21 protein-coding genes are annotated in these 26876 nt (G+C 75.5%); 10 read left to right on the top strand and 11 right to left on the bottom strand.

Annotation, left to right across the window (positions count from 1 at the left end):
* Positions 1-21: 21 nt before the first annotated feature.
* From FS882_RS08300 to FS882_RS08325, 6 genes are read left to right on the top strand one after another with little or no spacing between them, the layout of a single operon-like run.
* Positions 22-1635, top strand: a complete 1614-nt coding sequence (locus FS882_RS08300; protein ID WP_222848171.1) for a glycoside hydrolase family 31 protein — start codon at positions 22-24, stop codon at positions 1633-1635.
* A complete protein-coding gene (locus FS882_RS08305) occupies positions 1632-2831 on the top strand; it encodes a Gfo/Idh/MocA family protein (protein WP_158372607.1) in 1200 nt (399 codons plus the stop codon). Before FS882_RS08300 ends, FS882_RS08305 begins: the two co-directional genes overlap by 4 nt.
* Positions 2824-3849 (top strand): ROK family protein, encoded by a 1026-nt coding sequence (locus tag FS882_RS08310; protein WP_158372608.1) that lies wholly within the window; start codon positions 2824-2826, stop codon positions 3847-3849. Before FS882_RS08305 ends, FS882_RS08310 begins: the two co-directional genes overlap by 8 nt.
* Positions 3846-4442, top strand: coding sequence for a histidine phosphatase family protein (locus FS882_RS08315; protein ID WP_158372609.1), 597 nt, complete (start codon positions 3846-3848; stop codon positions 4440-4442). Before FS882_RS08310 ends, FS882_RS08315 begins: the two co-directional genes overlap by 4 nt.
* On the top strand, positions 4439-5224 hold the full coding sequence (locus tag FS882_RS08320) for a DeoR/GlpR family DNA-binding transcription regulator (RefSeq protein WP_158372610.1): 786 nt from the start codon (positions 4439-4441) through the stop codon (positions 5222-5224). The genes FS882_RS08315 and FS882_RS08320 overlap by 4 nt, the downstream gene beginning before the upstream one ends.
* Positions 5225-5252: 28 nt before the next feature.
* Positions 5253-6320 carry an amidohydrolase family protein gene (locus tag FS882_RS08325; RefSeq protein ID WP_158372611.1) on the top strand — a complete coding sequence of 356 codons (1068 nt, stop codon included), beginning with the start codon at positions 5253-5255 and terminating at the stop codon, positions 6318-6320.
* 44 nt (positions 6321-6364) lie between these two features.
* Here FS882_RS08325 and FS882_RS08330 read toward each other — a convergent pair whose 3' ends face one another.
* The 8 genes from FS882_RS08330 to melA all read right to left on the bottom strand — a co-directional run bounded on the left by FS882_RS08330 (position 6365) and on the right by melA (position 16779).
* The gene (locus FS882_RS08330) at positions 6365-7648 is read right to left on the bottom strand and encodes an MFS transporter (RefSeq protein ID WP_158372612.1); all 1284 of its coding nucleotides are present in this window, start codon (positions 7646-7648) and stop codon (positions 6365-6367) included.
* A complete protein-coding gene (locus FS882_RS08335; RefSeq protein ID WP_158372613.1) occupies positions 7645-9483 on the bottom strand; it encodes a DUF4832 domain-containing protein in 1839 nt (612 codons plus the stop codon). The genes FS882_RS08330 and FS882_RS08335 overlap by 4 nt, the downstream gene beginning before the upstream one ends.
* The gene (locus tag FS882_RS08340; protein WP_262348153.1) at positions 9480-10394 is read right to left on the bottom strand and encodes an LLM class flavin-dependent oxidoreductase; all 915 of its coding nucleotides are present in this window, start codon (positions 10392-10394) and stop codon (positions 9480-9482) included. Before FS882_RS08340 ends, FS882_RS08335 begins: the two co-directional genes overlap by 4 nt.
* Entirely contained in the window at positions 10391-11545 is a 1155-nt protein-coding gene (locus FS882_RS08345; RefSeq protein WP_158372614.1) for an N-acetylglucosamine-6-phosphate deacetylase, read from the bottom strand. Before FS882_RS08345 ends, FS882_RS08340 begins: the two co-directional genes overlap by 4 nt.
* A 3-nt stretch (positions 11546-11548) precedes the next feature.
* Positions 11549-12715: an SIS domain-containing protein gene (locus FS882_RS08350; protein WP_158372615.1), complete on the bottom strand. Its 1167-nt coding sequence runs from the start codon at positions 12713-12715 to the stop codon at positions 11549-11551.
* On the bottom strand, positions 12712-14007 hold the full coding sequence (locus FS882_RS08355; protein ID WP_158372616.1) for a D-tagatose-bisphosphate aldolase, class II, non-catalytic subunit: 1296 nt from the start codon (positions 14005-14007) through the stop codon (positions 12712-12714). Before FS882_RS08355 ends, FS882_RS08350 begins: the two co-directional genes overlap by 4 nt.
* Before the next feature lie 33 nt (positions 14008-14040).
* Entirely contained in the window at positions 14041-15267 is a 1227-nt protein-coding gene (locus FS882_RS08360; RefSeq protein WP_158372617.1) for a Gfo/Idh/MocA family protein, read from the bottom strand.
* A gap of 192 nt (positions 15268-15459) precedes the next feature.
* On the bottom strand, positions 15460-16779 hold the full coding sequence (gene melA, locus FS882_RS08365; RefSeq protein ID WP_158372618.1) for an alpha-galactosidase: 1320 nt from the start codon (positions 16777-16779) through the stop codon (positions 15460-15462).
* A gap of 248 nt (positions 16780-17027) precedes the next feature.
* Between melA and uxuA the strand changes: the two genes are divergently transcribed.
* The 4 genes from uxuA (at position 17028) to FS882_RS08385 (ending at position 22241) form a co-directional block, all read left to right on the top strand.
* A complete protein-coding gene (gene uxuA / locus FS882_RS08370; RefSeq protein WP_158372619.1) occupies positions 17028-18209 on the top strand; it encodes a mannonate dehydratase in 1182 nt (393 codons plus the stop codon).
* A 20-nt stretch (positions 18210-18229) separates the two neighbouring features.
* Complete coding sequence (locus FS882_RS08375) at positions 18230-19261, top strand: LacI family DNA-binding transcriptional regulator (protein WP_158372620.1); 1032 nt, start codon at positions 18230-18232, stop codon at positions 19259-19261.
* Between the two features lie 128 nt (positions 19262-19389).
* A complete protein-coding gene (gene uxaC / locus FS882_RS08380; protein WP_158372621.1) occupies positions 19390-20826 on the top strand; it encodes a glucuronate isomerase in 1437 nt (478 codons plus the stop codon).
* Positions 20823-22241, top strand: coding sequence for a mannitol dehydrogenase family protein (locus tag FS882_RS08385; RefSeq protein WP_222848172.1), 1419 nt, complete (start codon positions 20823-20825; stop codon positions 22239-22241). Before uxaC ends, FS882_RS08385 begins: the two co-directional genes overlap by 4 nt.
* A 187-nt stretch (positions 22242-22428) precedes the next feature.
* On the opposite strand, the gene FS882_RS08390 is transcribed toward FS882_RS08385, so the two are convergent.
* The 3 genes from FS882_RS08390 to FS882_RS08400 are packed head-to-tail and all read right to left on the bottom strand — an operon-like array spanning position 22429 to position 26847.
* Positions 22429-24594, bottom strand: coding sequence for a beta-galactosidase (locus tag FS882_RS08390; RefSeq protein WP_158372622.1), 2166 nt, complete (start codon positions 24592-24594; stop codon positions 22429-22431).
* Positions 24587-25282: a DUF624 domain-containing protein gene (locus FS882_RS08395; protein ID WP_187365215.1), complete on the bottom strand. Its 696-nt coding sequence runs from the start codon at positions 25280-25282 to the stop codon at positions 24587-24589. The genes FS882_RS08390 and FS882_RS08395 overlap by 8 nt, the downstream gene beginning before the upstream one ends.
* A complete protein-coding gene (locus FS882_RS08400; RefSeq protein ID WP_158372624.1) occupies positions 25279-26847 on the bottom strand; it encodes a GH39 family glycosyl hydrolase in 1569 nt (522 codons plus the stop codon). Before FS882_RS08400 ends, FS882_RS08395 begins: the two co-directional genes overlap by 4 nt.
* Between the last annotated feature and the right edge of the window lie 29 nt (positions 26848-26876).

Consider the following 26876-nt stretch of genomic DNA (forward strand, 5'->3'; position numbering starts at 1 on the left):
CCGAACGGAATCGAGCTCGACGTGAACCACGCCCCCGCCGCCGCACCCCCGGTGGCCGACGCCGCCGACCGCCCCGCGCTCACGATCGAGCTGGAGCCGGGCGAGCACTGGTGGGGTGGCACGGTCAAGGACGCCGTGCAGATGCCGTTCGGCGCGGGGAGCACCTACGGCGTCGACCTCGCCGTCCCGCGGCACGACCCCGCGTGGGACAGCGCGGAGGACTCCAGCCAGGCGGCCCCGCTGCTCGTGTCCACCCACGGGCGGGTGGTCGCGTCGCCGCGTCCGTTCGCGTTCCGGTTCGCCGGCGGGCGGCTCGAGGTCGACGGCACCGACGTGACCGTGCTGCGCGGCGGGACCTCGCTGCGCGAGGGCTTCCGCGCCGCCTCGGCCCAGCTCTTCCCGCCCGCCGGGCGGACCCCCGCGCGGCGGCTGTTCGCCGCGCCGCAGTACAACACCTGGATCGAGACGCCGCTCGTCCCCTCCGAGGACTCGGTGCTGGCCTACGCCCGCCGGATCCTGGACGCGGGGCTGGAGCCCGGCACGATCTTCATCGACGACAACTGGGCGCCGGACTTCGGCACCTGGCACTTCGACCGCGGGCGGTTCCCGGACCCGGAGCGGCTGGTCCGGACGCTGGCCGACTGGGGCTTCGACGTCATGCTGTGGGTCGTCCCGTTCATCAGCCCCGACTCGAAGGCGTTCCGCGACTGCGAGCGGGACGGCCTGCTCGTCCGCGACGCCGACGGCCGCACGGCGATCCGCCGGTGGTGGAACGGCTACAGCGCGCTCCTCGACCTCAGCTCCCCCGAGGCCGTGGCCTGGTTCACGCGACAGCTCGACGCGCTGGTCGACCTCGGCGTCGCGGGCTTCAAGTTCGATGCCGGCGACGTCCGCGACTACCGGGCGGACGACGTCGTCGCCCAGCCGTGCGAGCCGGTCGACATGTCCGAGGCGTGGGCGCGGCTGGGCCTGCGCTACGCGCACAACGAGTACCGCGCGTGCTGGCGGATGGGCGGGCAGCCGCTCGGCCAGCGGCTCCGCGACAAGCCCCCCGCCTGGGACGGGACGGGCCTGGGCTCGCTCGTCCCCGAGATGCTCGCGCAGGGCCTGCTGGGGCACCCGTACGTCTGCCCGGACATGGTGGGCGGCGGCGAGGTGGGGGCGATGGGCGCGATGGGCGACCGCCAGGCCGCCGACCAGGAGTTCTTCGTGCGGTACGCGCAGATCGCCGCGCTGTCCCCGATGATCCAGTTCTCGGTGAACCCCGCCCGCGCCCTCGACGCCGAGCACCTCGCCGCGGTGAAGGAGGCCCTCGCGGTCCGGGCCGAGCACCTGCCGCTCATCCTCGCCCTCGTGGACGACGCCGCGGCGACGGGCGAGCCCGTGGTCCGGCCGATGAGCTACCACGAGGCCGGGTACGAGACGGTGACGGACCAGTTCTTCCTCGGCCCCGACCTGCTCGTCGCCCCGGTGCTGGAGCGCAGTGCCACCAGCCGGGCGGTGCAGGTGCCGCCGGGCGCGTGGCGCGCGCCGGACGGGACGACGGTGGAGGGCCCCGCCACCATCGACGTGCCCGTCGGGCTCACGACCCTGCCGCGCCTCACGCGCGCGACCCCGGGCACCGCACCACGATGAGCCAGGGTCTCCGCGTCGCGGTGGTCGGGGCCGGCAACCGCGCCGCCCTCGGCCGCCTGGTTTCCGAGGCCTGGCCGGGGGCGGTCGTCGTGGCCGCGGTCGACCCCGACCCCGCCGGCCGCGACCGGGCCCGCGCGCTGTTCGGCGCCGACGTCGCGGTGCACGCGGACGTCGACGCCCTCCTCGCCGCCGGGGGCGTCGACGCCGCGATCGTGACGACGCCGGACGACACGCACGCCCCGCTCGCGATCCGGCTGCTGCGCGCCGGCGTCGCGGTGTTCGTCGACAAGCCGCTCGCCACCACCACGGCGGACGCCGACGCGGTCCTCGTCGCCGCGCAGCAGACCGGCACCCCGCTGCACGTGGGCCACAACCTGCGGCACTGGGAGGTCGTCCGCGTGATGCACGACGCCATCGCGCGCGGCGAGATCGGCGAGGTCAAGGCCATCTGGGTCCGGCACTTCGTCGGCAACGGCGGCGACTACTTCTTCAAGGACTGGCACGCCGACCGCCGGCGCAGCGGCTCGCTGCTCACCCAGAAGGCGAGCCACGACATCGACGTCGTGCACCACCTCGCCGGCGCGTACACGACGCGGGTCGTGGGCATGGGCGCGCTCATGGTCTACGGCGACATCACCGACCGCCGCGAGCGCCCGGGGCAGATCGCGCCGGACTGGACCAGCCACGCGAACTGGCCGCCGCACGCGCTGACCGGGCTGAACCCGGTGGTCGACGTCGAGGACCTGTCCATGCTGATGATGACGCTGGAGAACGGGGTGCTGGCCAGCTACCAGCAGTGCCACTTCACCCCCGACTACTGGCGCAGCTACACCGTCATCGGCACCGAGGGGCGGCTGGAGAACGCCGGCGACACGGGCGGCGCGGTCGTCCGGGTCTGGAACCGTCGCCTGGCGTGGTCGCCGACCGGGCACGTCGAGCACCCGGTCCACGACCCCGCGGGCGGCCACCGTGCCGCGGACGCCGCCGTGCTCGCCGAGTTCTTCGCGCACGTCGTGGACGGTGCCCCGACCACCGGCTCGCCTGCCGATGCGCGGCAGGCCGTCGCCGTAGGCTCGCTCGGTGCCGAGTCGCTGCGCCGCGGGTCCGTCCCGCTGGACGTCCCGCCGCTGCCCGCCGGCACGCCGCCACCGCGCCGGGCCGACCGTCACCGACCGAGAGAACGCGCAGATGACTGACACGACCGTCCGCCCGGCCGACGCGCCGGCCGCCGCGCCCGGCGACCGGGCCGCCACCACGATCGGCCCCGGCGCGCCGGTGCTCGCGTTCGACGTCGGCGGCACCACGATCAAGGCCGCGTACGTGGACGCCGACGGGACGCCCGGCGCCGTCCTCCGCACGCCGTCGCCGGCCTTCGGCCCGGCCAGCGCGGAGGCGGTCGTCGACGCGGTCGCGGAGCTCGCCGGCCGCCTCACGCCGCCCGGCGCGGAGCCGCGGGCCGTCGGGCTCACCCTGCCGGGCATCGTCGACGACGAGACCGGGTTCGCCACCTACTCGGAGAACCTCGGCTGGCGGGACGTGGACTTCGCCGCGCTGTGCCGCGCGAGGATCCCGCTCCCGGTCGCCATCGGGCACGACGTCCGCTCCGGGGGCACGGCCGAGATGGAGCTCGGCGCGGGCCGCGGGCACCGGACGGCCGTCGTGGTCGTGCTCGGCACCGGCGTCTCCGCCGCGGTGTTCGTCGACGGTCGCCCCGTGGTCGCGCGCGGCTACGCGGGCGAGATCGGGCACGCCGTCGTGATCCCGCGCGGCGAGGCCTGCGTGTGCGGCAACCAGGGCTGCCTCGAGGCGGTCTCCTCCGCGGCCGCGATCGCCCGGCGCTACTCCCGGATGTCCGGCCGGGAGGTCGCCGGCGCGCGCGAGGTGGTCGAGGCCGTGGCTGCGGGCGACACGATCGCCGCGGCGGTCTGGGACACGGCGGTCGAAGGGCTGGCCCTCGGGCTCTCGCACGTGACGAGCCTGATCCAGCCCGAGGTGATCGTGCTCGGGGGCGGGCTCGCGGAGGCCGGCGACCACCTGTTCGTCCCGCTGCGCGCCCGCCTCGCGTCGCTGCTCACCTACGTCCCCGTCCCGCCCCTGGTGAAGGCCCGCGCCGGGGAGAATGCGGGTCTGCTGGGGTCGGCCCTGCTCGCACGCCGGGCGGCCGACCGCGGCACCGACGACAGCACCGACGACCGAGGAGAGCGGCACCGATGAGGATCGCGCTGGTCCGGCACGGCCAGACCGACTGGAACATCCAGCGGCGCTACCAGGGCTGGGAGGGGCTGGACCTCAACGAGGTCGGCCGCGCCCAGGCCGTCGACGCCGCCGGGCGCCTGCTCGGCATCGGCGCGGAGCTGGGCGCGCAGTGGCGGTGGCTGTCCTCGTCGACCTCGCCGCGCGCGATGCAGACCGCGCGGATCATCGGCGAGCACCTCCCGCTGGTGCCCGGCGACCTGCAGTTCGAGGACCTGCGCGAGCGCGGCTTCGGCGTCGCCGAGGGGATGCTCATCGAGGAGGCCCGGACGCGGTGGCCGGCGCGGGACTACCCGGGCGGGGAGACCGCCGAGGCGGTGCTCGACCGGGCGCTGCGCGGGCTGGACGCGGTCGGGCGGGCGCACGCCGGTCTCGACGGCGTCCTCGTCACGCACGGGACCACGCTCCGCCTGCTCATCGAGCGCCTGACCGGCGAGGATCCCGGTAGCCTGCCCAACGCCGCCATCGCCGTCGTCGACGGCGAGCCGGGCGGGTGGCGCACGATCGTGCATCCATCGGCGACGACAGTGAGCGAGCGGGTACGAGGGCGATGAAGATCGAGGACCGACACCTGGCCATCGCCTCGTGGGTGGCCCAGCACGGGACCATCAGCGTCGAGGAGGTCATCGAGCAGTTCGGCGTGTCCCCGGCGACGGCCCGCCGCGACCTGGACGCGCTCGGCCAGCAGATGATCGTCATCCGCACCCGCGGCGGCGCCCGCGCCGCGGCGATCTCCGGCGACCTCCCGCTGCGGTACCGCGCGGCCCTGATGGGCAGCGAGAAGCTCCAGATCGCCCGCGCCGCGGCCGCCATGGTGCAGCCCGGGCAGACGGTCGCGTTCAGCGGGGGCACCACCACCACGCAGATCGCCCAGGAGCTGGGCGTCCGCGCGTCCGCGGACCCCGAGTTCGGCGAGAAGCTGACCACGGTCGTCACCAACGCGATCAACATCGCGAACGACCTCATCGTGCGGCCCGAGCTGCGCGTCGTCCTCACCGGCGGCGCCGCCATCGCGCGGTCCTACGAGCTCGTCGGCCCGCTGGCGAAGGCGGCCCTCCCCCTCATCAACGTCGACGTGTTCTTCCTCGGGGTCAACGCCGTCAACCCGGCGCGCGGGTTCTTCACGGAGTTCGAGTCCGAGGCGGAGATCAGCGCCGCGATCCTCGAGAAGGCGGTGCAGTCCTACGTCGTGGCGGACCACACCAAGTTCGCCAACACCGCGTTCGCGCTCATCTGCGAGCCCACGGACGTCACCGGCGTCATCACCGACGGCGACGCCGACCCGGAGGCGGTGGCCGCTCTCCGGGCGGCGGGCTGCCCCGTCATCCTCGTCTGATCCCACGGCCCCGACGGAGGGGAACGCGATGACCACCCCCGACCTCGCCGACCTCCGGCTGCGGGACTTCGCGCCGCGGCCGATGCTCCGGACCGCCGAGACCGAGGTGCTGCGCCTGCCCACCCCGGCCGTGGACGCCCACAACCACCTGGGCCGGTGGCACACGGGCGAGTGGCGGGTCGACGACGTGGCCGCGCTCGTCGACCTGATGGACGAGCGGAACGTCGGCACGATCGTCAACCTGGACGGCTGCTGGGCGGACGAGCTCGAGCGCAACCTCGACCGGTACGGCCGGGCGCACCCCGGCCGGTTCGCCACGTTCTGCCGCGTCGACTGGGGCGAGACGGCCACCCCCGGGTGGCCGGACCGGATCGCCGCGTCCGTCGCCGACTCCGCGGCCAGGGGCGCCGCCGGGCTCAAGCTGTGGAAGGACATCGGCCTCGGCCTCGAGGACGAGCACGGCCGGCGGATCTTCCTCGACGACCCGCGCCTGGACGGGATGTGGCGGGCCGCGGCGGAGTCCGGGCTCCCGGTCACCGTGCACACGGCGGACCCGGCGGCGTTCTTCGAGCCCCTCGACCGGCACAACGAGCGCGTCGAGGAGCTGCTGGAGCATCCCGAGTGGCATGTCGGGGGGCCGGGGTCCCCGACCTTCGGGCGCCTGCTCGACGCGCTCGAGTCCGCCGTCGCGGCACACCCGGACGTCACCGTCATCGGCGCGCACGTCGGGTGCTGCGCGGAGGACCTCGACCACGTCGACCGGATGCTCCGCACGTACCCGAACTTCGCCTGCGACATCGCCGCGCGGATCGCCGAGCTGGGCCGCCAGCCGCGCCGGGCGCGGCGGCTGATCGCGGACCACCCCGACCGGTTCGTGCTGGGCACCGACGTCGCGCCGCCGAGCGCCGAGGCCTACGCCACGTCCTACCGGTTCCTCGCCACCGCCGACGAGCACTTCCCCTACGGGCCGGAGGACCCGCCGGGGACCGGGCGGTGGCGCATCTCCGCCCTCGACCTGGCGCCCGAGCACGTGGCGGCCGTCGTCGGGGACAACGCCCGCCGGCTGATCCCGGCGCTGGGGTCGGCGGCGCGCTGACCCCCCGGCGCCGGCCCGGCCGCCGCCGCGCCCCCGCGCCCGGCTCAGGGCCGCAGCCGCTCCGCCCGGGACCGGGCCAGCCGCGGCTGGAACACCCGCACGTTCACGGACCAGGCGGCGGCACCGCACCCGGCCACCAGGACGAACAGCGCCGCGAACCCGAGGGCGTCGAGCAGCGGGGCCAGCGCGAGGACCGCCACCGACGAGACCAGCATCGAGATCGCGAACAGGGTGCCGACGTAGGACGGCGCCCGGCCGCTCGGGCTCACGTCGCCGAGCATCAGCATCGTGGTCTTCATGTAGCAGGTGGCACCGACGTTCGCGAGCACCCAGGCGACGGTGAGGCCGCCGAGCGAGCCGCTGACCAGCCCCACCACCCCGGCCGCGGCCGCCGCGGCGGCGGCCACCGGGGACAGCGCGACCGGCCCCCGGCGGTCGATGACGAACCCGAAGCCCAGGTTCACGGCGACGCCCGTGACGATGGCGAGCGACGCCATCAGCGCGACGTGCTGCTCGCTCGCCGAGAACGTCCGGATGGCGTGCAGCGTGTAGAACGGCAGCAGCGAGTTCGCGAGCACCAGGAACACGCACGAGATCACCATCGCGCGGAACGTCGCGTCCCGGCCGAGCGTGCGCGGCACGTCCCGGAGGTACTCGGTGACCCGCATCGGCACCCGCGGCTCCGCGTCGTCGTGCTCGCGCATGAACCAGAACCCGGCCGCGTTGGCGAACAGGAAGGCCAGCCCTGCGCCGAACAGCACCATGTAGCTCCACGGATACGCGACGCGGTCGATCACGACGGGGATCAGCGCGGTCGCCCCGAGCGCGATGACGCTCCCGATCGCCATCCCGACGCCGCGCAGTCCCGCCCGCCGTGACGGCGGCAGGAGCTTGAGCACCAGCGGGACGTTGAAGAGCGTGCCGGACCCGGCGAGCACGTTGAACGCGGTCCAGGACGCGAGGAACAGCCACGTCATCGCGCCGGCGTGGTCGGCGAGCAGCGGCATCGCCAGCACGAAGGCCAGGAACAGCCCCCGCTGGACCAGCAGGACGACCGCGAAGGTCCGCGCCATCCGCCGCGTCCGCGAGCACAGCGACACGAAGTACGGCTGCGAGACGAACGTGCCCAGGGACACCACGCTCGTGGCGATCGCGAACTGCGCCGTGGAGGCGCCCAGGTGCTCCAGGAGCAGGGGGATGACGGCGGTCATCGACAGCAGCGGGACCGAGGGCTGGAAGGTCACGCCGTCCAGGAAGAACAGCAGCGAGTTCCGCCGCACCGCGCCCGGGCCGCCGAAGTCGCGGTCGACCGTCTCCTGCGCCGTCACCGGACCACGACCCGCCCGACGCGGTTGGCGCCGAGCTCGGGGACCCAGGTGCCGCGGTTCGCGAACCGGACGCCGCGCCGGTTCTCGCTGGTCTCCTTCGGGTCCGCGATCCGCAGCAGGACGTCGTACTCCCCCGCCGGGACCGCGCCGAACGCGGTCATCGGGATCGCGCACGCGAACGCGTGCCAGGCGCCGGTGTTGGCGGCCCGCCCGTCACCGTCCGGGGCAGGCCGCCAGGCCCGTACGTCCACGGCCGTCGGCGCCGCGAAGCGGCCCGGACCGTCGACCGCGCGGAGCAGCACCCGCACCCGCTTGGCGTTGACGACGCCCGCGAAGCCCACGTTCTGCACGTGGCCGGCGCACTCCAGGGTGCCGGTCCCGGCGTCGACGACGTCGGACACCTCGGACGAGCGCAGCACGAGACGGTAGCCGAGCCGGTCGCGCATGAGCTCCAGCCCGGTCCGCCCCGCGTAGACCGGGTCGAAGACCGCCCGGACCGTGCGCCCGGTGTACGGCGGCTCGGCGCCGTCGCCCGGGCCGGGGAGCGTGACCGGCGCCGTCACCAGGTCCTCGGTGTACGGGACGTCCCAGGTGCTGTAGTCCCCGTGCCGCAGGTTGAGCAGGGTCGTCCCGAGGCGCTGGGCCTCGACGATCGCGCCGGGCAGCCGCGAGAGCACGTGCGGGGCGAGCCCGCCCTCCCCCTGCACGATGCTCCCCTGCCGCCCCACCCAGGCGACGACGGCGTCGCGGTCGAAGCCGGTCGGCGCGCCGGGCGGGACCAGCATCTCGCTCCCCTCGGACAGGGAGCCGTGGTCGGACCAGCCGTCCTCGGACCAGCCGGCGGCGTAGCTGTCGTGGAAGAAGCCGAACCGCGCCTCCGGGGTGCCGGGCCGGGGCGCCGGGAGGGCGTCCAGGTCGGCGAACGTGAGCCGCGTGCCGTGGGTGGCGTTGTGCCAGGCGAGGTAGCCGCCGACGTGGGTGAGCAGCGGGCGGCTCGCCGGGACCGCGGCGAGGTACGCGTCGAGGAGCGCCCGGTACGCGGCGGGGTCCTGCGCCTGGGGCGAGGAGTGCTGCTCGCCCCACGGGCCGAGCATCCCCGTCTTGACGCAGGTGATCACGTCCTCGTACTCGTGCAGCACGGGCGCCAGCTGCCACAGGTGGTACTCGATCCAGGACTTCTCCGTGTGGCCGGGGACGTCGCAGGCGGCCGACGGGTTGTTCGGCGTGACGTGGGTCGGCTCGGGACCCCAGATCAGGTGCTCGTCCGAGCCGCCCTCCAGGAAGGTGAAGCCGTTGCCGTCGTAGGAGAACTTGACCAGCGCCGTGCCCTCGCCGTCGCGCACCCGCTGCAGGGCGCCCCGGACGACGTCGAGGGCGTAGGACGTCAGCGCGCCGGTCCGCCCGGTGCGGCCGCGGAACATCTCCGGCGTGGCCACGCCGCCGGCGGCGGCCAGCTCGGCGTCGAACGCGCGCCCGGCCGCGCGGGTGAGGAAGGCGTTCGAGGAGAACTCGCACAGGTCGAAGCCCAGGAAGGCGACCGACGGCTCGGCGACGACGCCCGTGCCCCCGACGTAGTGCGGGCTGCGGTCGGTGCCGTCGAAGAACTCGGTGGGCTCGAGGTCGTCGCCGTCGACGACCCCCACGACGCCGGGCGCCACGAGCGTCGCGCCCTGGTAGCCCCCGGTGCGCGGCGCGCGCGGCACCCGGCGGTCCACCTCGGGCGTCGGGCCGAACCGGGTGTCCACCCACTGCCAGCGGCCGCGGTACGCGCCGCGGTCGGGGTTGGGGACGTCGACCGGGTCCTCGGTGTAGTCCAGGTCCTGGGCGACCCTCACGGCTGATCCTCCCGGGAGGGCGCCGTCGGCTCGCCCGGCGCACCGGCCAGGAGCGGCCGGACCTCGGTGCCGAGCCAGGCGGCCGTCCCGGCGGCGTCGGACATGTCCGGGGTGGTGCCGTCGGGTTCGACGGGCACCACCGCGACCGTGGTCGCGCCGGCGTCGACGAACCGCCGGAGGTGCGCGGCGGTGCGCCCCGGGCCCGCGGCGCGCAGGGCGGCGTCCACGCCCACGTACACGCAGGCGCCGGACCACCCGCCGTGGTCCCGGGCGGCGCGGCCCTCGGCGACGGTGTGCAGCTGGGCGCGCGTGTCGTCGGGCGAGACCCCGAGCTGGAGGATCACACCGTCGCCGACCTCGCCGGCGAGGCGGAGCGTCCGGGGCCCGTGCGCGCCGACGTACAGCGGCGGCGGCACCGCGGGCGGCCAGACCAGCCGGGCGCCGTCGAGCGCGACGTAGCGGCCCGCGACCGTCACCGGCTCCCCGCGCAGCAGCGGGCGCAGCACCGACGCGTGCTCGCGCAGCAGGGTGAGCGGCGAGGCGACCCGGGCGCCGATCTCGGCCATCCAGGACTGCACGCCGTGGCCGATCCCGGGGACCAGGCGCCCGGGGAACATCTCCGCCAGGGTGGCCACGTCCATCGCCGCGAGCACCGCGTGCCGCAGCGGGACGGGCAGCACGCCGAGGCCGACGCGCAGCCGCTCCGTCGCGCTCAGCACGGCCCCCGCCTGCGCGACCGCCGACTGCCGGTAGACGTCCTCCCACAGCCACAGCTCGGCGAGCCCGGACGCCTCGGCGGCCTGCGCGACCGCGAGGAGCCCCCGGGTCGGCAGCTCGGGCGTCGCCACGACGGCGAGCGTGACGGCGTCGCCGGCCCCGGGGACCCGCGCGTCCTGGCCGGGCCCGGTCACGGCAGGAACCGGCCGGCGCGCAGGACGCGCGTGACCCGCGCGCCGGCGAGCACGACGAGGTCGGCCGGCGCCCCGGCGACGATCCCGGGCGCCGGCAGGCCGAGCGCGCGGGCGGGGATCGAGGACGCGGACGCCACGGCGGCGGCCACGTCGAGGCCGAGCACCGCCACGGCCCGGGCGACCGCGTCGGCGACCGTGATCGTGCTCCCGGCGAGCGACCCGTTCGAGGTCGCCCGGGCCACGGAGTCCGTCACCACGACGGCGCTGCCGCCGATCTCGTACGCGCCGTCGCCCAGGCCCGTGGCCGCCATCGCGTCCGAGACCAGCGCGAGCCGCTCCGGGGCCACGGTCGCGAGCATCCGCGCGGGCTCCGGGGCGACGTGGTGCCCGTCGAGGATGAGCTCGATCGTCACCCGGTCGTCGAACAGCGCCGCGCCGAGCGGGCCCGGCTCGCGGTGGTGCAGGCCGGGCATGCCGTTGAAGGCGTGGGTGAGCACCGTCGCCCCGGCGTCGAACGCCGCCCGGGCCTGCGCCGCGGTGCAGGACGTGTGGCCGACGGCCACCGTGACGCCCTCGGCCACCAGGAAGCGGATCGCCTCGGCGGCGCCCGGGAGCTCCGGGGCGAGGGTCACCATCCGCAGCGCGCTCCGGGAGGCTCGGACGAGCCGCCGCAGCTCGGCGACGGACGGCGGCCGGAGCAGGTCGGGCGCGTGGCACCCCCGGTGGCCCGCGTCGAGGTACGGCCCCTCCAGGTGGATCCCCGCGAACCGCCCCTCGGCGACCAGGTCGCTCAGCAGCGCGACCCGCTCGACCAGGACGTCGAGCGGCGCGGTGGCGACCGAGGCGCAGAGCGTCGTCGAGCCGCGGCCGCGGTGGTGCGCCGCCGCCGTCTCGGCGTCCTCGGGCGACGCCGAGCCGTAGTCGTGCCCGAGCGCGCCGTGGTGGTGGATGTCGACGAACCCGGGTGCGAGCACCCCGGCGACCCGCAGGACCTCGTCGGGCGCGCCGACCGGGGCCGGGGGCGGAGGCGGACCGTCGCCGGTCGCGGCGATCCGGCCGTCGGCGACACGCACCCAGCCGGGGCCGGACACGGCCGCGCCGCGCACCACGCCGTCGGCGACGAGGGTCACGGACGCGGCCGGGTCCGGCACTCCTCAGCCCTCCAGCGGGTGGATGACGACGCCCTTGACCACCCGGTTGACGCTGCCGCCCGGGAACGGGTTGTCCGGGGTGCAGCCGACGCCGACCGACGAGAACAGAGCGACGACCTGCGCGACCAGCACCGCGACCAGCGCGGTGGCCACGTCGCCCGCGCCGGCCAGCTCCGGGAAGGACCACGCCACGGCACCGTCGACGTCGACCGGGTCGGCCGACAGCACCAGCAGGCGCCCGTCCGGGACGGCCGCGGCCATCTCGCGCGCCATGTCCAGGTCGTACCGGCGGGTGTACGGGTCGCCGGACACGAGGACGACGGCGAGCGTCGTCGGGTCGAGGACCGCCTTCGGTCCGTGGCGGAACCCCAGCGAGGAGTCGGACCACGGGACGACCTTGCCGGCGGTGAGCTCGAGGATCTTCAGGCCGGCCTCGTTCGCCGCGCCCGCGAGCGGGCCGGAGCCGAGGTAGACGATGCGCCCCGGCGCGGTGAACGCGAGCTTCTCGATCTCGCCGACCCGCTCCGCCAGGAGCGCGTCGCCCGCCGCCGCCACGCGCTCGCACGTGGTCCGCACCTGCTCCTCACCGGCCCCGGACGTCACGAGCCACCCGGTCAGCAGCATCGAGGAGAAGCTCGACGTCATCGCGAAGGACTGGTCGTTCGTCTCCGGCGGGAGCAGCAGGACCGTCGAGCGCTCCCGCGCCGCGTGCTCGGTGGCGAGCCGTCCCTCGGCGTTGCACGTGATGATGAGGTGGTGCACCTCGGTGAGCAGCTGCTCGGCGAGCTCCGTCGCGGCCACCGACTCGGGACTGTTGCCGGACCGCGCGAACGACACGAGCAGCGTCGGCCGGTCGCCCGCGAACGCGGCGTGCGGGTTCGACACGATGTCCGTCGTGGGCACGGCCTCCGCGGGCCGGCTGCGGAGCTCCCCGAGCGCGGGGGCGATCGTGTCCCCCACGAAGGCCGACGTGCCGGCCCCGGTGAACACGATCCGGACGTCGTCCCGCGCGAGCAGCGGGCCGATCTTCGCGTCGATCTCGGCGCGGGCGGACCCGAGCAGGTCGGCGACCTTGCGCCACACGGCCGGCTGCTGCGCGATCTCGCGGGCGGTGTGGGCGGAGCCCTCCACGTCCAGCGGCGCGAACAGCTCGGGGAACGACGCGGTCATGCACCCACCTCCTGGGGGTTGGTGGCGAACGCGTACGCGCGCAGTGCGTCCTTCACCCGGTCCATCGCGAGCGCGCGGGGGTCGTTCCGCAGCTCGCCGCGCAGCACGCGGTCGTACTGCGCCGGCAGGTACTGGCTGAGCAGCGGGAGCGGGATCTCGATCGCCGCGAGGTTGTCGAGCAGCCGCTCCTGCGCGGCCTCGATCGCGGCGTCGGGCAGGTAGTAGCGCAGCCGGTCGGAGTAGGAGTAGCGCCGCTGGATGCGCTGCTCGCCCTCGTCGCCCTCGTAGTAGGAGCTCCAGCGCCCGGGGTCGGCCACCATGGTCGACTCGATCACGGAGCGCAGGCCGGACCGCCGCTCGGCGGGGACCAGCTCGTCCTCGATGTGGGACAGCGCGAAAAGCCCCTCGCGCAGGTGGAAGGTCAGGCCCGGGCCGACCTTGATGACGAACCAGTGGTCCTCGACCAGCTCGCGGAGCCGCTCCGGCAGCTGGTAGTCCGTCGAGTGCGCCTCGAACAGCATCGTGGGCTCGTCGTCGAGGACGGTGCGCAGCGCGACCGTCTTGCTGCGGTCGTACGGGATCACCCGCAGGTGGTCGAACTCGACGCCGGGCTGCACCACGAGGGCGATGACCCGGTCCCACGCGTCCAGCACCCCGTGCTCGGCGAACGCGCGCCGGTGGGCGGCGATCGTCGCGCGGGCCGCGTCCGGCGACGTGGCCGCGAGCTCGCCGAGGTCCTCGTGCGCGCCGCCGGGCACCGGCACCTCCGTGCCGATGACGTAGACCGGGCGCTGCGCCAGGCCCGCGTCCGTCGCGGCCCTCTCCGCCACGGCCAGCATCCGCGCGGCGCGCTCGGCGACCACCTCGTCGGACAGCGGCAGGGTGTCGTCGGCGCACGCCATCGAGCAGTCGAGGTGGATCTTCTCGTAGCCCGCCGCGACGTAGGCCGCGACCAGGTCGAGGGCCTTCGCCATCGCCTGCTCCGCCGGCTCGGACTGCCACCGGTTGGGGCCGAGGTGGTCCCCGCCCAGGATCAGCCGGTCCGCGGGCAGCCCCTCCTCGGCGGCGATCGACAGGCAGAGCTCGCGGAAGTCCGCCGGGCGCATGCCGGTGTAGCCGCCGAACTGGTCGACCTGGTTGCTCGTGGCCTCGATCAGGACCGGCGTCCCGTCCTCGACCGCCTGCGCGATCGCGGCCCGGAGCACCAGCGGGTGCGCCGAGCACACCGCCGCGATCCCCACCGGGGTGCCGGACTTGTGGGCTCGAACCATGTCGAGCAGCTTCATGCTCATGGTGCTGTTTCCTTTGCTGGTGGTGCCGCGGGGCTAGGCCTGCGGGGCGGCGATGCGCCGGAAGTGGGCGACGACGTGGGCGGGCAGCTCGGGCACGGCGACCGGCCGCGACCCGTCCCGCAGCGACGCGGCGGCGAGCGACCCGGCGGCGACCGCCTCGCGGGCGGCCAGCGGGGAGACGACCGTGGGCGCGCCGTCGACGACGTGGTCGAGGAACTCGCGCATCGACTCCAGGTCGGCGTCCGCGTGCCCGCTGTCGACCCCGTCGACGACGTACTCGGCGTCCCCGGCGAGCTGCCACTCGTGCCGGCGGTTCCAGACCCGGACGACCGCGTCGTTGGTGTCGCCGAAGTTCTCCAGCCGGCCCTCGGTGCCGATCACGGTGTAGTTCCGCCAGTAGTCCGGCGTGAAGTGGCACTGCTGGTAGCTGGCCATGACCCCGTTGTCGAGCGTCATCATCATCATCGAGACGTCCTCGACGTCCACGACCGGGTTCAGCCCCGTGGCCGCCGCCGGCGGCCAGTTGTCCAGCGAGAACCAGTCGGGCATGAGCTCGCCGGTGCGGTCCCGGCGGTCGGTGACGTCGCCGTAGACCATGAGGTCGCCCATCCCCACGACCCGGCGGGTGTACCCGTGCGCGAGGTAGTGGACGATGTCGATGTCGTGGCTGGCCTTCTGCAGCAGCAGCGTGTTGGTCCGCGAGCGGTCGGCGTGCCAGTCCTTGAAGTAGTAGTCGCCGCCGTTGCCCACGAAGTGGCGCACCCAGACCGCCTTGACCTCGCCGATCTCGCCGCGCTCGATCACGCCGCGCATCACCTTGACGAAGGCCGAGTGGCGCATGTTGTGCCCGATGTAGAGCGGGGTGCCGGTCTCGGCGGCCGTCGTGAGCACCGCGTCGGCGTCCTCGAGCGTGATCGCGAGCGGCTTCTCCACGTACGACGGGATGCCGGCGCGCAGGAGCTGGACGGCGATCTCGGCGTGCGTGTCGTCGGGCGAGGTCACGATCGCGACGTCGAACCCGCCGGCCGCGATCAGCGACGCGGTGTCGCCGTGGACGGCGATGTCGCCGAACGACGCGCGGGCGCGGTCGCGGCCGGCGGCGTGGATGTCGGCCGCGGCGACGACGGCGGAGCCGGGGCGGACGGTGGCGACGTGGTGCGCGATCGACGACCGGGCGCCCACACCGATGACGGCGACCCGGAGGCCGCTCGATCCGCGGTCGATGCTCGGTTCTGATCGAATCACCGGGGTTTCGCTCATGATGTGAGTGTAGACCGAACCCTGCGGCGGAGGGAACACCCTGGTGCTGGCTGGCTCCGGGGCCGCGGCGGGGGTCGACGCGGGCCCCGCGGCGGCCTGCGGGCGCCCTGCGGGGCTCTCCGGGCGCGCGAACGAGAGGACGGCGCCGCCCGGTCGGGGCGGCGCCGTCCTCTGCGCGCGGGCGTGCGGGGGCTACGGCAGCACGAGGTCGACCTCGCCGCCGAGCGCGCGCGGGAGGTGGGCGCGGTGCGCCTCGGTCAGCTCGTCGCAGAGCGCCCAGATCTGCTCCGGCGTGAGCGTCGCCGCGGCGTTGCCGTCGACCAGCACCGCCTGCCGCACGGCGCGCGGGTCCCCGGTGAGCGCCGCCTGCACGGTCAGCTCGGCGACCGACAGCATCGTGCGGTTGAGCGCCGCCCCCGCCGTCGGGATCGACCCCACCGCCACCGGGCGCACCCCGTCCCCGTCGACCACGGCCGGCACCTCGACGACCGCCCCCTGCGGGAGGTTGTCGATGTAGCCCGCGTTCGGCACGTTGACGTGGATCTTCCGCTCGGTGCCGGTCAGCAGCGAGTGGATGATCTGCGGCGCGTACTCGGCGGCGCCCTCGTCGGGCAGGTCGAGCGGCTCGCCGGCGGCCAGCTGCCGCCGCACCTGCTCCACCTCGGCGAGGTTCTGCTCCGAGATGTCGAGGTAGACGAGCGGCTCCAGCCGGTACCGCGCCACCTGCTCGTCCGAGCGCAGGAACCACGGCAGGTACTCCGAGGAGTGCTCCGAGGTCTCCGTCGGGTAGTACCCGATCCGGCGGTACATCTCGACGCGCACCCGGCGCAGCAGCTCCGGGTCCTCGGCGAGCTTCGCCTCCAGCAGCGGGTACAGGCTCTCCCCGCCGCGCGACCACTCGGTGAGCCACGCCTGGTGGTTCACGCCCGCAGCCGCGTACTCGACCTCGTCGAACGGGACCCCGACCAGCTCGGAGAGGTCGTTCGCGGTCCAGTACACGGAGTGGCACAACCCGACGACCTTGATCTCGGGGGCGACGACGGACCACCACCACACGTTGAGCGTCATCGGGTTCGTGTAGTTCAGCACCCAGGCGTCGGGGCAGACCTCGCGCACGTCGCGGGCGATCTCGGAGATCACCGGGAAGGTCCGCAGCCCGCGGAACACGCCGCCGACGCCGGTCGTGTCGCCGATGGTCTGGCGCAGCCCGTAGCGCGCCGGGATCTCCAGGTCCTTGCGCGTCCCGTCGACGCCGCCGACCTGGACCATGATCACGACCGCCGTCGCGCCCGCGAGCATCTCGCGCCGGTCGAGCGACGCCGTGACCCGGACCGGCTTCCCGAACCGCCGGGCGACGTGCTCCGCGGTGCCGCGGGCGATCGCCAGGCGGTCGGGGTCGATGTCCTGGAGGGCGATCTCCAGCTCGGGGAGGTCGTCGTAGCGCAGGATGTCGACGAGCAGCTGGCGGGTGAACACGGCGGATCCGGCGCCCAGGAACGTGATGCGAGTCATGCGGCCATCCTCGGGGGCGCGGCCGTGCAGATGCAAGTACTTGATGCAAACGCGCCCTCTTCGCTCACAAACGAGCACACTCTCGCGTGGTCTCCCCTTTCGCATCGGCGCGGCTCCCGGGACGGCGGCGGGCCGCGCCGCGCGCCGAGCAACTTCTGGCAACCGGTTGCCCCGCAGGGCCCGCCCCGGCGACGCTGCTGACCACGCGGGCGGCACCGGCGCCGCCCCCACCCCCGGGAGGGACGGCGATGGAGCACACCTGGCGCTGGTTCGGCGACCGCGACCCGATCACGCTGGCGCAGGTCCGCCAGACCGGCGCGACCGGCGTGGTCACCGCGCTGCACGACATCCCGAACGGCGAGGTGTGGCCCGTCGAGGCCATCGAGGCCCGCCGCGAGCAGATCGAGGCCGCGGGCCTGGTGTGGTCGGTCGTCGAGAGCGTCCCGGTGCACGAGGACGTCAAGCGCGGCGGCCCGCTGCGGGACCGCGCGGTCGCGGCGTACCAGCAGACGATCCGCAACCTCGCCGCCTGCGGGATCGATCTGGTCTGCTACAACTTCATGCCCGTCCTGGACTGGTCGCGCACCGACCTCGGGTACCCGCTCGAGGACGGGACGTGGGCGCTGCGGTTCGACGCGGACCAGCTCGCCGCGTTCGACCTGTTCCTGCTCCGGCGCCCCGGCGCGGCCGCCGAGTACGACGCGGAGCAGACCGCCCGGGCGCGCGCCGCGCTGGACGCGATGGACGAGGCGGCGCGGGAGCGGCTGGTCGACACGATCCTGCTCGGGCTGCCGGGGTCGGAGGAGCGGTACACGCTCGACGAGTTCCGCGACGCCCTCGCGACCTACGACGACGTGGACGCCCATGCGCTCCGCGCCAACCTGTCGTCGTTCCTGCGCGAGGTCGTGCCGGTGGCCGAGGAGGTCGGCCTGCGGCTCGCGATCCACCCGGACGACCCCCCGCGCCCGCTGTTCGGGCTGCCGCGGGTCGTGTCCACCGCGGACGACGCGCAGCACCTGCTCGACGCGGCGCCCTCCCCCGCCAACGGGCTGACGATGTGCATCGGCTCGTACGGGTCGCGCGCGGACAACGACGTGGTCGCGATGACCCGGCGGTTCGCCGAGCGGATCTACTTCGCGCACCTGCGGTCGGTGCGTCTCCAGGACGGCGGCCGGAGCTTCTACGAGGCCCCGCACATCGCCGGCGACGCGGACATGGTCGCGGTGATCGCGGCGCTCGTCGCGGAGGAGCGCCGGCGCGAGCGCGAGGGCGGGCCGCGGCTGCCGATGCGGCCGGACCACGGGCAGCGGATGCTCGACGACCAGTTCCGGGAGACCTACCCGGGCTACTCGCTGATCGGCCGGCTCAAGGGGCTGGCGGAGCTGCGCGGGGTCGAGCAGGCGGTCCGGGCGCTGGTCCCGGCGGCGTAGCCGCACCCTACGATCGCGGCATGGTGGAGGCCGACGGGGGCAGCGAGCCGCGGGCGACCCGCGCGCCGACGATCTACGACGTCGCGCAGGCGGCCGGGGTCGCGGCCTCGACGGTGTCCCGGACGTTCGCGCGGCCGGGCCGGGTCAACTCCCAGACGGCGGAGCGGGTGCGCGCCGCCGCCGCGGCGATCGGCTACCGCGCGAACCCGGTCGCGCAGGCGCTGTCGACCGCCCGGACCCGGATGATCGCGGTCCTGGTGTCCGACCTGGCCAACCCCATCTACGCCGAGCTGCTGCGCGGCGCGCAGGTCGCGGCGTCGGCCGCCGGGTACGGCGTGCTGGTCGAGGACACCCGGGAGGACGCGGCGATCGAGCGGGAGACCGCGGAGCGCATCCTGCCGATGGTCGAGGGCGTGCTGCTCACGTCGTCGCGGATGTCGGACGCGGCGATCCGCGGCGTCGCCAAGCAGCGGCCGCTGGTCGTGATGAACCGCGGGCTCGCCGACGTCCCGTGCGTCGTCGCGGACGAGCAGCGCGGCGCGCGCCGCGCGGTCGAGCACCTCGGCGAGGCCGGGCACCGCGACCTCGTCTACGTCGCCGGCCCCGACGCGTCCTGGCCGAACGGCGCGCGGTGGCGGGCGTTCAGCGACGCGTGCCAGGAGCTGGACATCACCGGCCGGCGGATCGGGCCGTTCGAGCCGACGTTCGCGGGCGGGTTCGAGGCGGCGCTGGCGCTCGGCGGCTCCCGGGCGTCCGGGGTGCTGGTGTTCAACGCGCTCATGGCGGTCGGGGTGATCCGCGGGCTGCAGCAGGCCGGGCTGCGGGTGCCGGAGGACGTGAGCGTGGTCGGGTTCGACGACGTGCTGATCGGGCAGATCGTCTCGCCCGCGCTGACCACGGTGTCGTCGCCGCTGCAGGCGATGGGCGCCACCGGGCTGCGGAACCTGCTGGCGCTGGTGAACGGCGCGCGGTCCCGCGGGGAGCCCGTCGTGGTGCCCGCGCGGCTGGTGGTGCGGGAGTCGTCGGGGGCCGTGGCGGCGCGCGCCGGCTGACGCCGCCTGCCCGGCGGAGCGGTCGCCGCGGGCGTCGTCGGGCTCCCACCGCGGGGTCGCCGCCCGGCGCCGGGGCAACTCGTGGCAACCGCTTGCAGCCCCGCACCGCCGCCTCGAACCATGGCCGCATGACAGCGCTGTCGACCCCCGTCGCCCCACCCCGGCTCGCGCCGCACCCCGACCGGCTGCTGCCCGCCGACCCGGCGACGCGGTCGGTCGCCCGGGAGCTGTACGCGGCGGTGCGGGACCTGCCGATCGTGTCCCCGCACGGGCACGTGCCGGCCCGGTGGCTGGCCGAGGACACCCCGTTCCCCGACCCGACCGAGCTGCTCATCACGCCCGACCACTACCTGACCCGCCTGCTGCACGCGCGCGGCGTGCCGCTCGAGGACCTCGGCGTCGGGGTGACCGACCCGACGCCCGCGCAGTCGCGGGCGGCGTTCCGGCTGCTGTGCCGGCACTGGCCGACGTTCCGCGGCACGCCGGTGAAGCTCTGGCTGGAGCAGGTGCTGGTCGAGGTGCTCGGCGTCGACCTGGTCCCCGCCGAGGCCACCGCCGACGACCTGTACGACGCGATCGCCGCCCGCGTCGCCGAGCCGCGCTTCCGGCCCCGGGCGCTGTACGACCGGTTCGGGCTCGACGTGCTCGCCACGACCGACGACCCCTGCGACGACCTCGCGCACCACGCCGCGCTGCGCGCCGACCCGACGTGGCACGGCCGGGTCGTGCCGACGTTCCGCCCCGACCGGTACCTGGAGGCCGGCGTCCCGGGCTGGGCCGACCGCGTCGACGCGCTGGGCGAGGTCGCCGGGACGGACACCGGCACGCTCGCGGGCTGGGTCGACGCGATGCGGCGCCGGCGGGAGCACTTCGCGGCGCACGGCGCGGTGTCGTCCGACCACGGCCACCGGGATGCGGCGATGGCCCCCCTCGACCCGGCCGACGGCGAGCGGCTGTACGCCGTGGCCCGGGCCGGGACCGCGACGCCCGCGGAGGCCGAGGCGCTGCGCCGGGGCCTGCTGTTCGAGATGGCGCGGATGTCGAGCGAGGACGGCCTCGTGATGACGCTGCACCCGGGCGTCCGCCGCGACCACCACCTGCCGTCCCGCGAGCGCCTCGGCACCGACATCGGCGCCGACATCCCCGTGACGGTCGAGTTCACCGAGGCGCTGCGCCCGGTGCTGCACGCCTTCGGCACGCACCCGCGGTTCCGGCTGGTCGTGTTCACCATCGACGAGACGACGTTCTCCCGCGAGCTCGCGCCGCTGGCCGGGTTCTACCCGTCGCTCTACGTCGGGGCGCCGTGGTGGTTCCTCGACGCGCCCGACGCGATGGAGCGGTACCGGGCGGCCGTCACCGAGACCGCCGGGTTCGCCAAGACCTCCGGGTTCGTCGACGACACCCGCGCGTACCTGTCCATCCCCGCCCGGCACGACGCGAGCCGGCGCGCGGACGCCGCGTACCTGGCCCGGCTCGTCGCCGACCACCGGCTGACCCTCGACGAGGCGCACGAGACCGCCGTCGACCTCGTCACCACCATCCCGAGAGAGGCGTTCCGGCTGTGATCACCCTCCCCGAGCACCGCCTGACCACCCCCACGGGCCTGCGGCTGTCCCGCGCCGCCGGCCACGGCCGCCCCGCCGCGCCCGTGCGCGTCGTGCACCTGGGGCTGGGCGGCTTCTTCCGCGCCCACCAGGCCTGGTACACCGACAACGCCCCCGACGCCGCGGGCTGGGGCATCGCCGCCTTCACCGGGCGCTCCCGCACGCTGGCGGAGGCGCTGGCCCCGCAGGACGGGCTGTACACGCTGGTCACCCGGGCCGCCGACGGCGAGCGGTTCCGCGTCGTGTCGAGCGTGTCGGCCGCGCACGGCGGCGACGAGCACGACGCCTGGCTGGGCTACTGGGCGGACCGCGCCGTCGCGGTCGCGACGTTCACCGTCACCGAGGCGGGCTACGTGCGGACCGCGTCCGGCGCGCTCGACACCGACCGCGGCGACGTGCGGGCCGACGTGGCCGCGCTGCGCGCCGACCGACACGGGCCGGTGCGGACGGTCCCGGGCCGGGTGGTCGCGGGCCTGCGGCTGCGGCGGGCGACCGGGGCGGGGCCGATGACGCTGCTGCCCTGCGACAACCTGCCCGAGAACGGCGCCGCGCTGCGCCGGGTGGTGCTGGAGCTCGCCGACCTCGTGGACCCGGCGCTCGCCGAGTGGGTCGGGGAGCACGTCGCGTTCGGCACCACGATGGTCGACCGGATCACGCCCGCCACGACCGACGCCGGGCGTGAGGCCGTCCGCGCCGCGACCGGGCTCGCCGACGCCGCGCCCGTCGTGACCGAGCCGTTCTCCGAGTGGGTCGTCGCCGGGGAGTTCCCCGCCGGGCGGCCGGCCTGGGACGACGCGGGCGCGCAGCTCGTGGAGGACGTGCTGCCGTTCGAGCAGCGCAAGCTCTGGCTGCTCAACGGCGCCCACTCGCTGCTGGCCTACGCGGGCGGCGCGCTCGGCTACCGGACCGTGGCGGACGCGATCGCCGACCGCCGGCTGCGCGGCTGGGTCGAGACGTGGTGGGACGAGGCCGCGCGCCACCTGGACCTGCCCGCCGACGAGGTCACCGCGTACCGGCGCGCGCTGCTCGACCGGTTCGGCAACCCGCGGATCGAGCACCTGCTGGCGCAGATCGCCGCGGACGGCTCGGAGAAGCTGCCCGTCCGGGTAGCGCCGGTGCTGGTCGCCGAGTGCCGCGCGGGTCGGGTCCCGGCCGGCGCCGCGACGACGGTCGCGGCCTGGGCGCTGCACCTGCGCGGGCAGGGCGGCGCGGTCGCGGAGGCGCGCCCGGAGCGGGTGGCGGGCCTGGCGGACGGCGACCTCGCGACGTCCGTGCGCGCGGTCCTGGATCGCCTGGACCCGGGCTTGGGCGCGCACGAGCCCCTGGTCGCGGCGGTCCTGGACCGGGCCCGCGCCCTGGAGTTCCTGGCCGCCTGAGACGGCGAGGCGCCGCCCCGCCGCGCCGCTCGCGCACTCCGGCGCCCCCTCGCGCGCTCACGCTCCTCGCGCGCTCACGCTCCTCGCCGAGACTGCATCTCGCGTCTGTGGGCGCACGCCATCGCACAGTCACCTTCTGCAGTCTCGGCGGAAGGGGGCACGGGAGCGGGGGCGGCGGGAGGCGGCGTCAGCGCCGGCGGAGGACGACGACGTCCGCCGGGGCGAGCGTGACGCGGTCGCCGGCGGTCCAGCGCCGGTCCGTGAGGAGGTCCGTGCCGTCGGCGTGGGCCTCGACCGTGACGGGCTCCGTGCCGTGGTGCAACAGGAGGTCGACGCGGTCGCCCGTCGTCGCGACCCGGGTCGTGAGCTCCAGGCCCGGGACGTCGGCGTAGGGGCCGAGCAGGTCGTGCCGGGCGAGCGCGGTGCGGACGACGTGGGCCAGACCCTCCTGGGCGAGCTCGGTGCCGAGGTACCAGACGTGGCCCTCGGCGGGCGCTCTCCCGGCCCCGGCCGCGTCGTCGCCGGCCGCCCGACCCGACGCCACCGGCACCCGGTTCCGGGTCACCGCGGGCTCGCCCGCGTAGAAGTCGGCGCCGTACCGGGCCATGACCTCGGCGCCCTCGGGGACGAGGACCTCGAAGACCATCCGCCCGTCGACGACCGGCCCGTCCGCGCCGTCCCCGCCGGAGCCACCGACCCCGCCCGCGAACCGCACCGGGTTCACCACCGACGGCTCCGCCGCGTCCGTCTCCGCGACCCGCACCCCCGCGAGCCCCGCCAGCGGCCCGGGGACGTCGGCGAGGAACCGCCGGTCGTCCTCGTCGACCCGCCCGGACAGGTACCCAGTCAGCACGGTCCCGCCGCGCGCGGCGACCGCGGCGAGCCGCGACGCCAGGTCGCCCTTGACCAGGTGCAGCAGCGGCGCGGCCACCACGTCGTACCCCGACAGGTCGGCGGTCACCGGGACGACGTCCACCTGCGCGCCCGCGTCCCAGAACGCCCGACCCCACTCCAGCAGCGTCGGCAGGTACTTCACGAGGCGGTTCGGCCCGTCGGCCATCTCGACCGCCCACCACGAGTCCCAGTCGACCAGCAGCGCCGTGCGCGCGGGCGTCCGGGCGCCGAGCAGCGTGTCCCCCAGCCGCTCCAGCTCGGCCCCCAGCCCCGCGACCTCCCGGAACGCCCGGGTGTCGAGCCGGCCGGAGTGGTCGAGCACGGCCCCGTGGGTCATCTCGCAGGCACCCCGGGACGCCCGCATCTGGAAGAACAGCACCGAGTCGGCGCCGTGCGCGACGGCCTGCCAGGACCACAGCCGCATGATCCCCGGCCGGCGGACCGGGTTGACGTCCCGGGACGCGGTGACCGTCGGGGTCTGCTCCATCAGCCAGAACGGCGCGCCGTCCTTGAGCCCGCGCATGAGGTCGTGGGTCAGGGCGGTGCGCCAGGGCTCGTCGGAGCGCGGCGGGTAGTTGTCCCAGGACGCGAAGTCGAGGTGCGGGGCCCAGCGGTGGTAGTCGAGCGGCTGGAAGAACCCCATGAAGTTGGTCGTCACCGGCAGGTCCGAGTGCGCGCGGATCGCGGCCTTCTCCTCGGCGAACTGGCGGATCGCGTTGTCGGTGCTGAACCGGTAGTAGTCGAGCGTGATGCCCTGGAACGCCGTGTACCCGCGCCCCTTCCAGTGCTCCGTGAGCGCGCTGGGCGGCTCGATCTCGTCCCAGTCGGTGAACCGGTGCGACCAGAAGGTGGCGTTCCACGCCTCGTTCAGCGCGTCCAGCGTGCCGTACCGGGCGCGGAGCCAGAGCCGGAACTCGGCGGCGCACAGGTCGCAGTAGCAGGTGCCGCCGTCGCCGCCGTACTCGTTGCCGACGTGCCAGGCGATCACGGCGGGGTGGTCGGCGTACCGCTCGGCGACCCGGCCCGCGATGCCCGCGGCGAGGCGCCGGAACGCCGGGGACGACCAGCACGCGTTGTGCCGCTGGCCGTACCGGTGCTTGCGCCCCTCGAAGTCGACGCGCGTCACCTCCGGGTACGCCCGCGCGATCCACGGGGACAGCGCGCCGGTGCCGGTCGCGAGGCAGATCTGGCGGCCCTCGTCGGCGGCGCGCTGCACGATCTCGTCGAGCACGGTGAAGTCGAACGTGTCCTCGGCGGGCTGGGTCAGCGACCAGCTGAACACTCCGAGGGTCACGGTGGTGATCCGGGCGGCGTCGAACGCGGCGTAGTCCGCGTCCCAGACGTCCTTGCCCCACTGCTCGGGGTTGTAGTCGCCGCCGTAGGCGATCGACGGGGTGCGCGGCAGCCGCGCCGGGGTCGGTGCGGGCGCGGGGGTGCGCAGCGGCGTGGCGTCAGACATGGACGGTGAACCTCTCGGTGACGTCGGCGACGAGCGGGCGGGCCATGGCGTGCAGCAGCAGCACGCCGGCCCAGGCGAGCAGGACGGTGACCACGTCGAACGCCAGCACGGTGACCGCGGCGCCGACCAGGAGCAGGCACAGGACGCCCAGGCTGAACCGCCACTGCGGCACCACCTCGGCGAGGGCGATCCGCACGGCGTCCCGCAGCCGGAACGCGAACCGCGCCTGCAGCACGGCGAGGTGCCCCCCGACGACGACGAGCAGCGCCGCGAGCACCAGGCCCGCCGGGCGCAGCGCGGCGCCCCCGGGCACGACCTCGGCGTGCGCGGCGTTCACCGCCAGCACGGCGAGGACGGCCAGCAGCGGCGCCCACCACGCGAGCGTCCCGAGGGCGTCGCGCCGGTACGCGCGCCAGAACCCGCGCGCGGGCGACAGGTCCGGGTCGACCTCCCAGGCGCGGGCAGCGGCGATCCCCGCGACCACCGCGGGCCCGACGGGCAGCAGCGCCGCGGCGAACAGCGGCAGGTTGGCGGCGGACCGGTCGAGCAGCACGACGAGCACGGCGGTCGGCAGGGTGGTCAGGACGAGCAGCGCCTCGAGGACGAGCACCCGGTAGACGGCGGCGGCCCCGCGGGACAGCGGGCCGCGCCCGACCTCGTCGTCGGTCCAGGCCCGGGCGGCGCTCACCGCGCACCCCCGGCGCCCGGCCCGGCGCCGTCGGCCCCACCCGGCGACGCACCAGCCCCCAGCAACCGCGCGTCGTCCGTCCACGCCGGCGCCTGGTCCGGCGCCCCGGCGACCTCGACCAGCGCTATCCCGTGCCGCCCGAGCGCCACGTCCACGACCCACCGCCCGGCGTCGGCCGCGACCCGGCGCACCGTCAGCGACGGCACCGACGCGTCGTGCAGGTCCGCGAGCGCCCGGTGGTCCGGTGCGAGCGGGCTGCCCATCGCCTGCCAGGCGGTGCGTACGTTCCCGCGCTCGGCGTCGACGTGCCGCTCGGTGACGACCGCGGGCCCGGCGCCGGGCAGGTCGAGCCGGACCCGGTGCCCCGCCTCGGCGGGGGCGGCGCCGTCGAGCGGCTGCCACAGCAGCGCCGTGACGCGCCCGTCGGGGTGCCGGGTCACCAGGTGGTCGTCGCCGCGCGCCAGCACCGCGGGCCCGAGCCGCGCCATGAAGGCGTACAGGTGGAACACCGGCTTGCGCAGCTGGCGGTGCCCGAGCAGGCCGAACCCGCCGTGCAGCGGCGCCGTCGGGATGCCGACCTCCTCGAACACGTCGCACAGCGTCCAGTAGGAGAAGGAGTCGACCAGGTCGCCGCCGCCGGCGAGCACCGGCGCGAGGTAGGCGGCCTGGTAGGCGGTGTCGTGGATCGGGTTGTCCGGCCGGTACGACGAGGAGAACTCGGTGATGTGCACCGGGAGCCCGGCCAGCGCGGTCCCCGCCAGCAGCGACCGTGGCGTCGCGAGCTGGTCGAGGAGGTCCTGCGGCGGCCGCAGCGTCTGGTAGGTCCCGAACGGCACGTGCTGCGCCGGCCCCGAGGTGTAGGCGTGCTTGCTGACGAAGTCGCACGGCACCCCGGCGTCGGCGACGTGCTCGGCGAACCGCGGCAGCCAGTCGTCGGCGCCGGGCGAGACCGCGGGCCCGCCCACGGGGATCTCCGCGTCGACGTCCTTGACGGCGCGCGCGGTCGCGTCGTACAGCCGGTGGTACGCCGCCTCGTCGGCGCCCTGCCAGAAGAACGGCAGGTTGGGCTCGTTCCACACCTCGACCGGCCAGGTCCGGACCGTCTCGATGCCGTACCGGTCGACCAGGTGCCGCAGCAGCGCGCGCACCAGGGCGGCCCACTCGCCGTGGTCCCGCGGCGGCGTGACGTTGCCCTGCCACCAGAACACCGTCTGGTCCCCGGACGCGAGCGCGGCCGGCATGAACCCGAGCTCGAGGAACGGCGCCATGCCGGCGTCCACCCAGGTGTCCACCACCAGGTCGAGGTAGGCGAAGCCGTACCGGGTCCCCGACCGCCCCTCGTGCGACCAGGGCTGCACCAGCCCCATGTCGTCGTGCAGGATGCCGTGCGCCCGGGTCGCGCCGAACCCGATCTCGTCCTGCACCACCGCGAGCGAGTCGCGGTAGTCGGCGTGCAGCACCTCGCGGGTGCGGCCGGTGCCGACGCAGGCGCGCCAGGCGGGCGGCAGGGTGCCGACGGGCTCGGACGGGACGACGACGGCGGTGGGTGCGCCGGTGCTGGTCATGGTGACTCTCCGGTCGGGGGTGGGGACGA

The organism is Cellulosimicrobium cellulans (assembly GCF_007679345.1).
GTDB classification, from domain to species: domain Bacteria; phylum Actinomycetota; class Actinomycetes; order Actinomycetales; family Cellulomonadaceae; genus Cellulomonas; species Cellulomonas cellulans_A.

Coding starts and splice junctions, on each gene's coding strand:
- FS882_RS08355 (WP_158372616.1), bottom strand. CDS start 14,007: ATGAGCATGAAGCTGCTCGACATGGTTCGAGCCCACAAGTCCGGCACC.
- uxaC (WP_158372621.1), top strand. CDS start 19,390: ATGACAGCGCTGTCGACCCCCGTCGCCCCACCCCGGCTCGCGCCGCAC.
- FS882_RS08315 (WP_158372609.1), top strand. CDS start 3,846: ATGAGGATCGCGCTGGTCCGGCACGGCCAGACCGACTGGAACATCCAG.
- FS882_RS08305 (WP_158372607.1), top strand. CDS start 1,632: ATGAGCCAGGGTCTCCGCGTCGCGGTGGTCGGGGCCGGCAACCGCGCC.
- FS882_RS08320 (WP_158372610.1), top strand. CDS start 4,439: ATGAAGATCGAGGACCGACACCTGGCCATCGCCTCGTGGGTGGCCCAG.
- FS882_RS08325 (WP_158372611.1), top strand. CDS start 5,253: ATGACCACCCCCGACCTCGCCGACCTCCGGCTGCGGGACTTCGCGCCG.
- melA (WP_158372618.1), bottom strand. CDS start 16,779: ATGACTCGCATCACGTTCCTGGGCGCCGGATCCGCCGTGTTCACCCGC.
- uxuA (WP_158372619.1), top strand. CDS start 17,028: ATGGAGCACACCTGGCGCTGGTTCGGCGACCGCGACCCGATCACGCTG.
- FS882_RS08310 (WP_158372608.1), top strand. CDS start 2,824: ATGACTGACACGACCGTCCGCCCGGCCGACGCGCCGGCCGCCGCGCCC.
- FS882_RS08375 (WP_158372620.1), top strand. CDS start 18,230: ATGGTGGAGGCCGACGGGGGCAGCGAGCCGCGGGCGACCCGCGCGCCG.
- FS882_RS08390 (WP_158372622.1), bottom strand. CDS start 24,594: ATGTCTGACGCCACGCCGCTGCGCACCCCCGCGCCCGCACCGACCCCG.
- FS882_RS08350 (WP_158372615.1), bottom strand. CDS start 12,715: ATGACCGCGTCGTTCCCCGAGCTGTTCGCGCCGCTGGACGTGGAGGGC.
- FS882_RS08400 (WP_158372624.1), bottom strand. CDS start 26,847: ATGACCAGCACCGGCGCACCCACCGCCGTCGTCGTCCCGTCCGAGCCC.
- FS882_RS08360 (WP_158372617.1), bottom strand. CDS start 15,267: ATGAGCGAAACCCCGGTGATTCGATCAGAACCGAGCATCGACCGCGGA.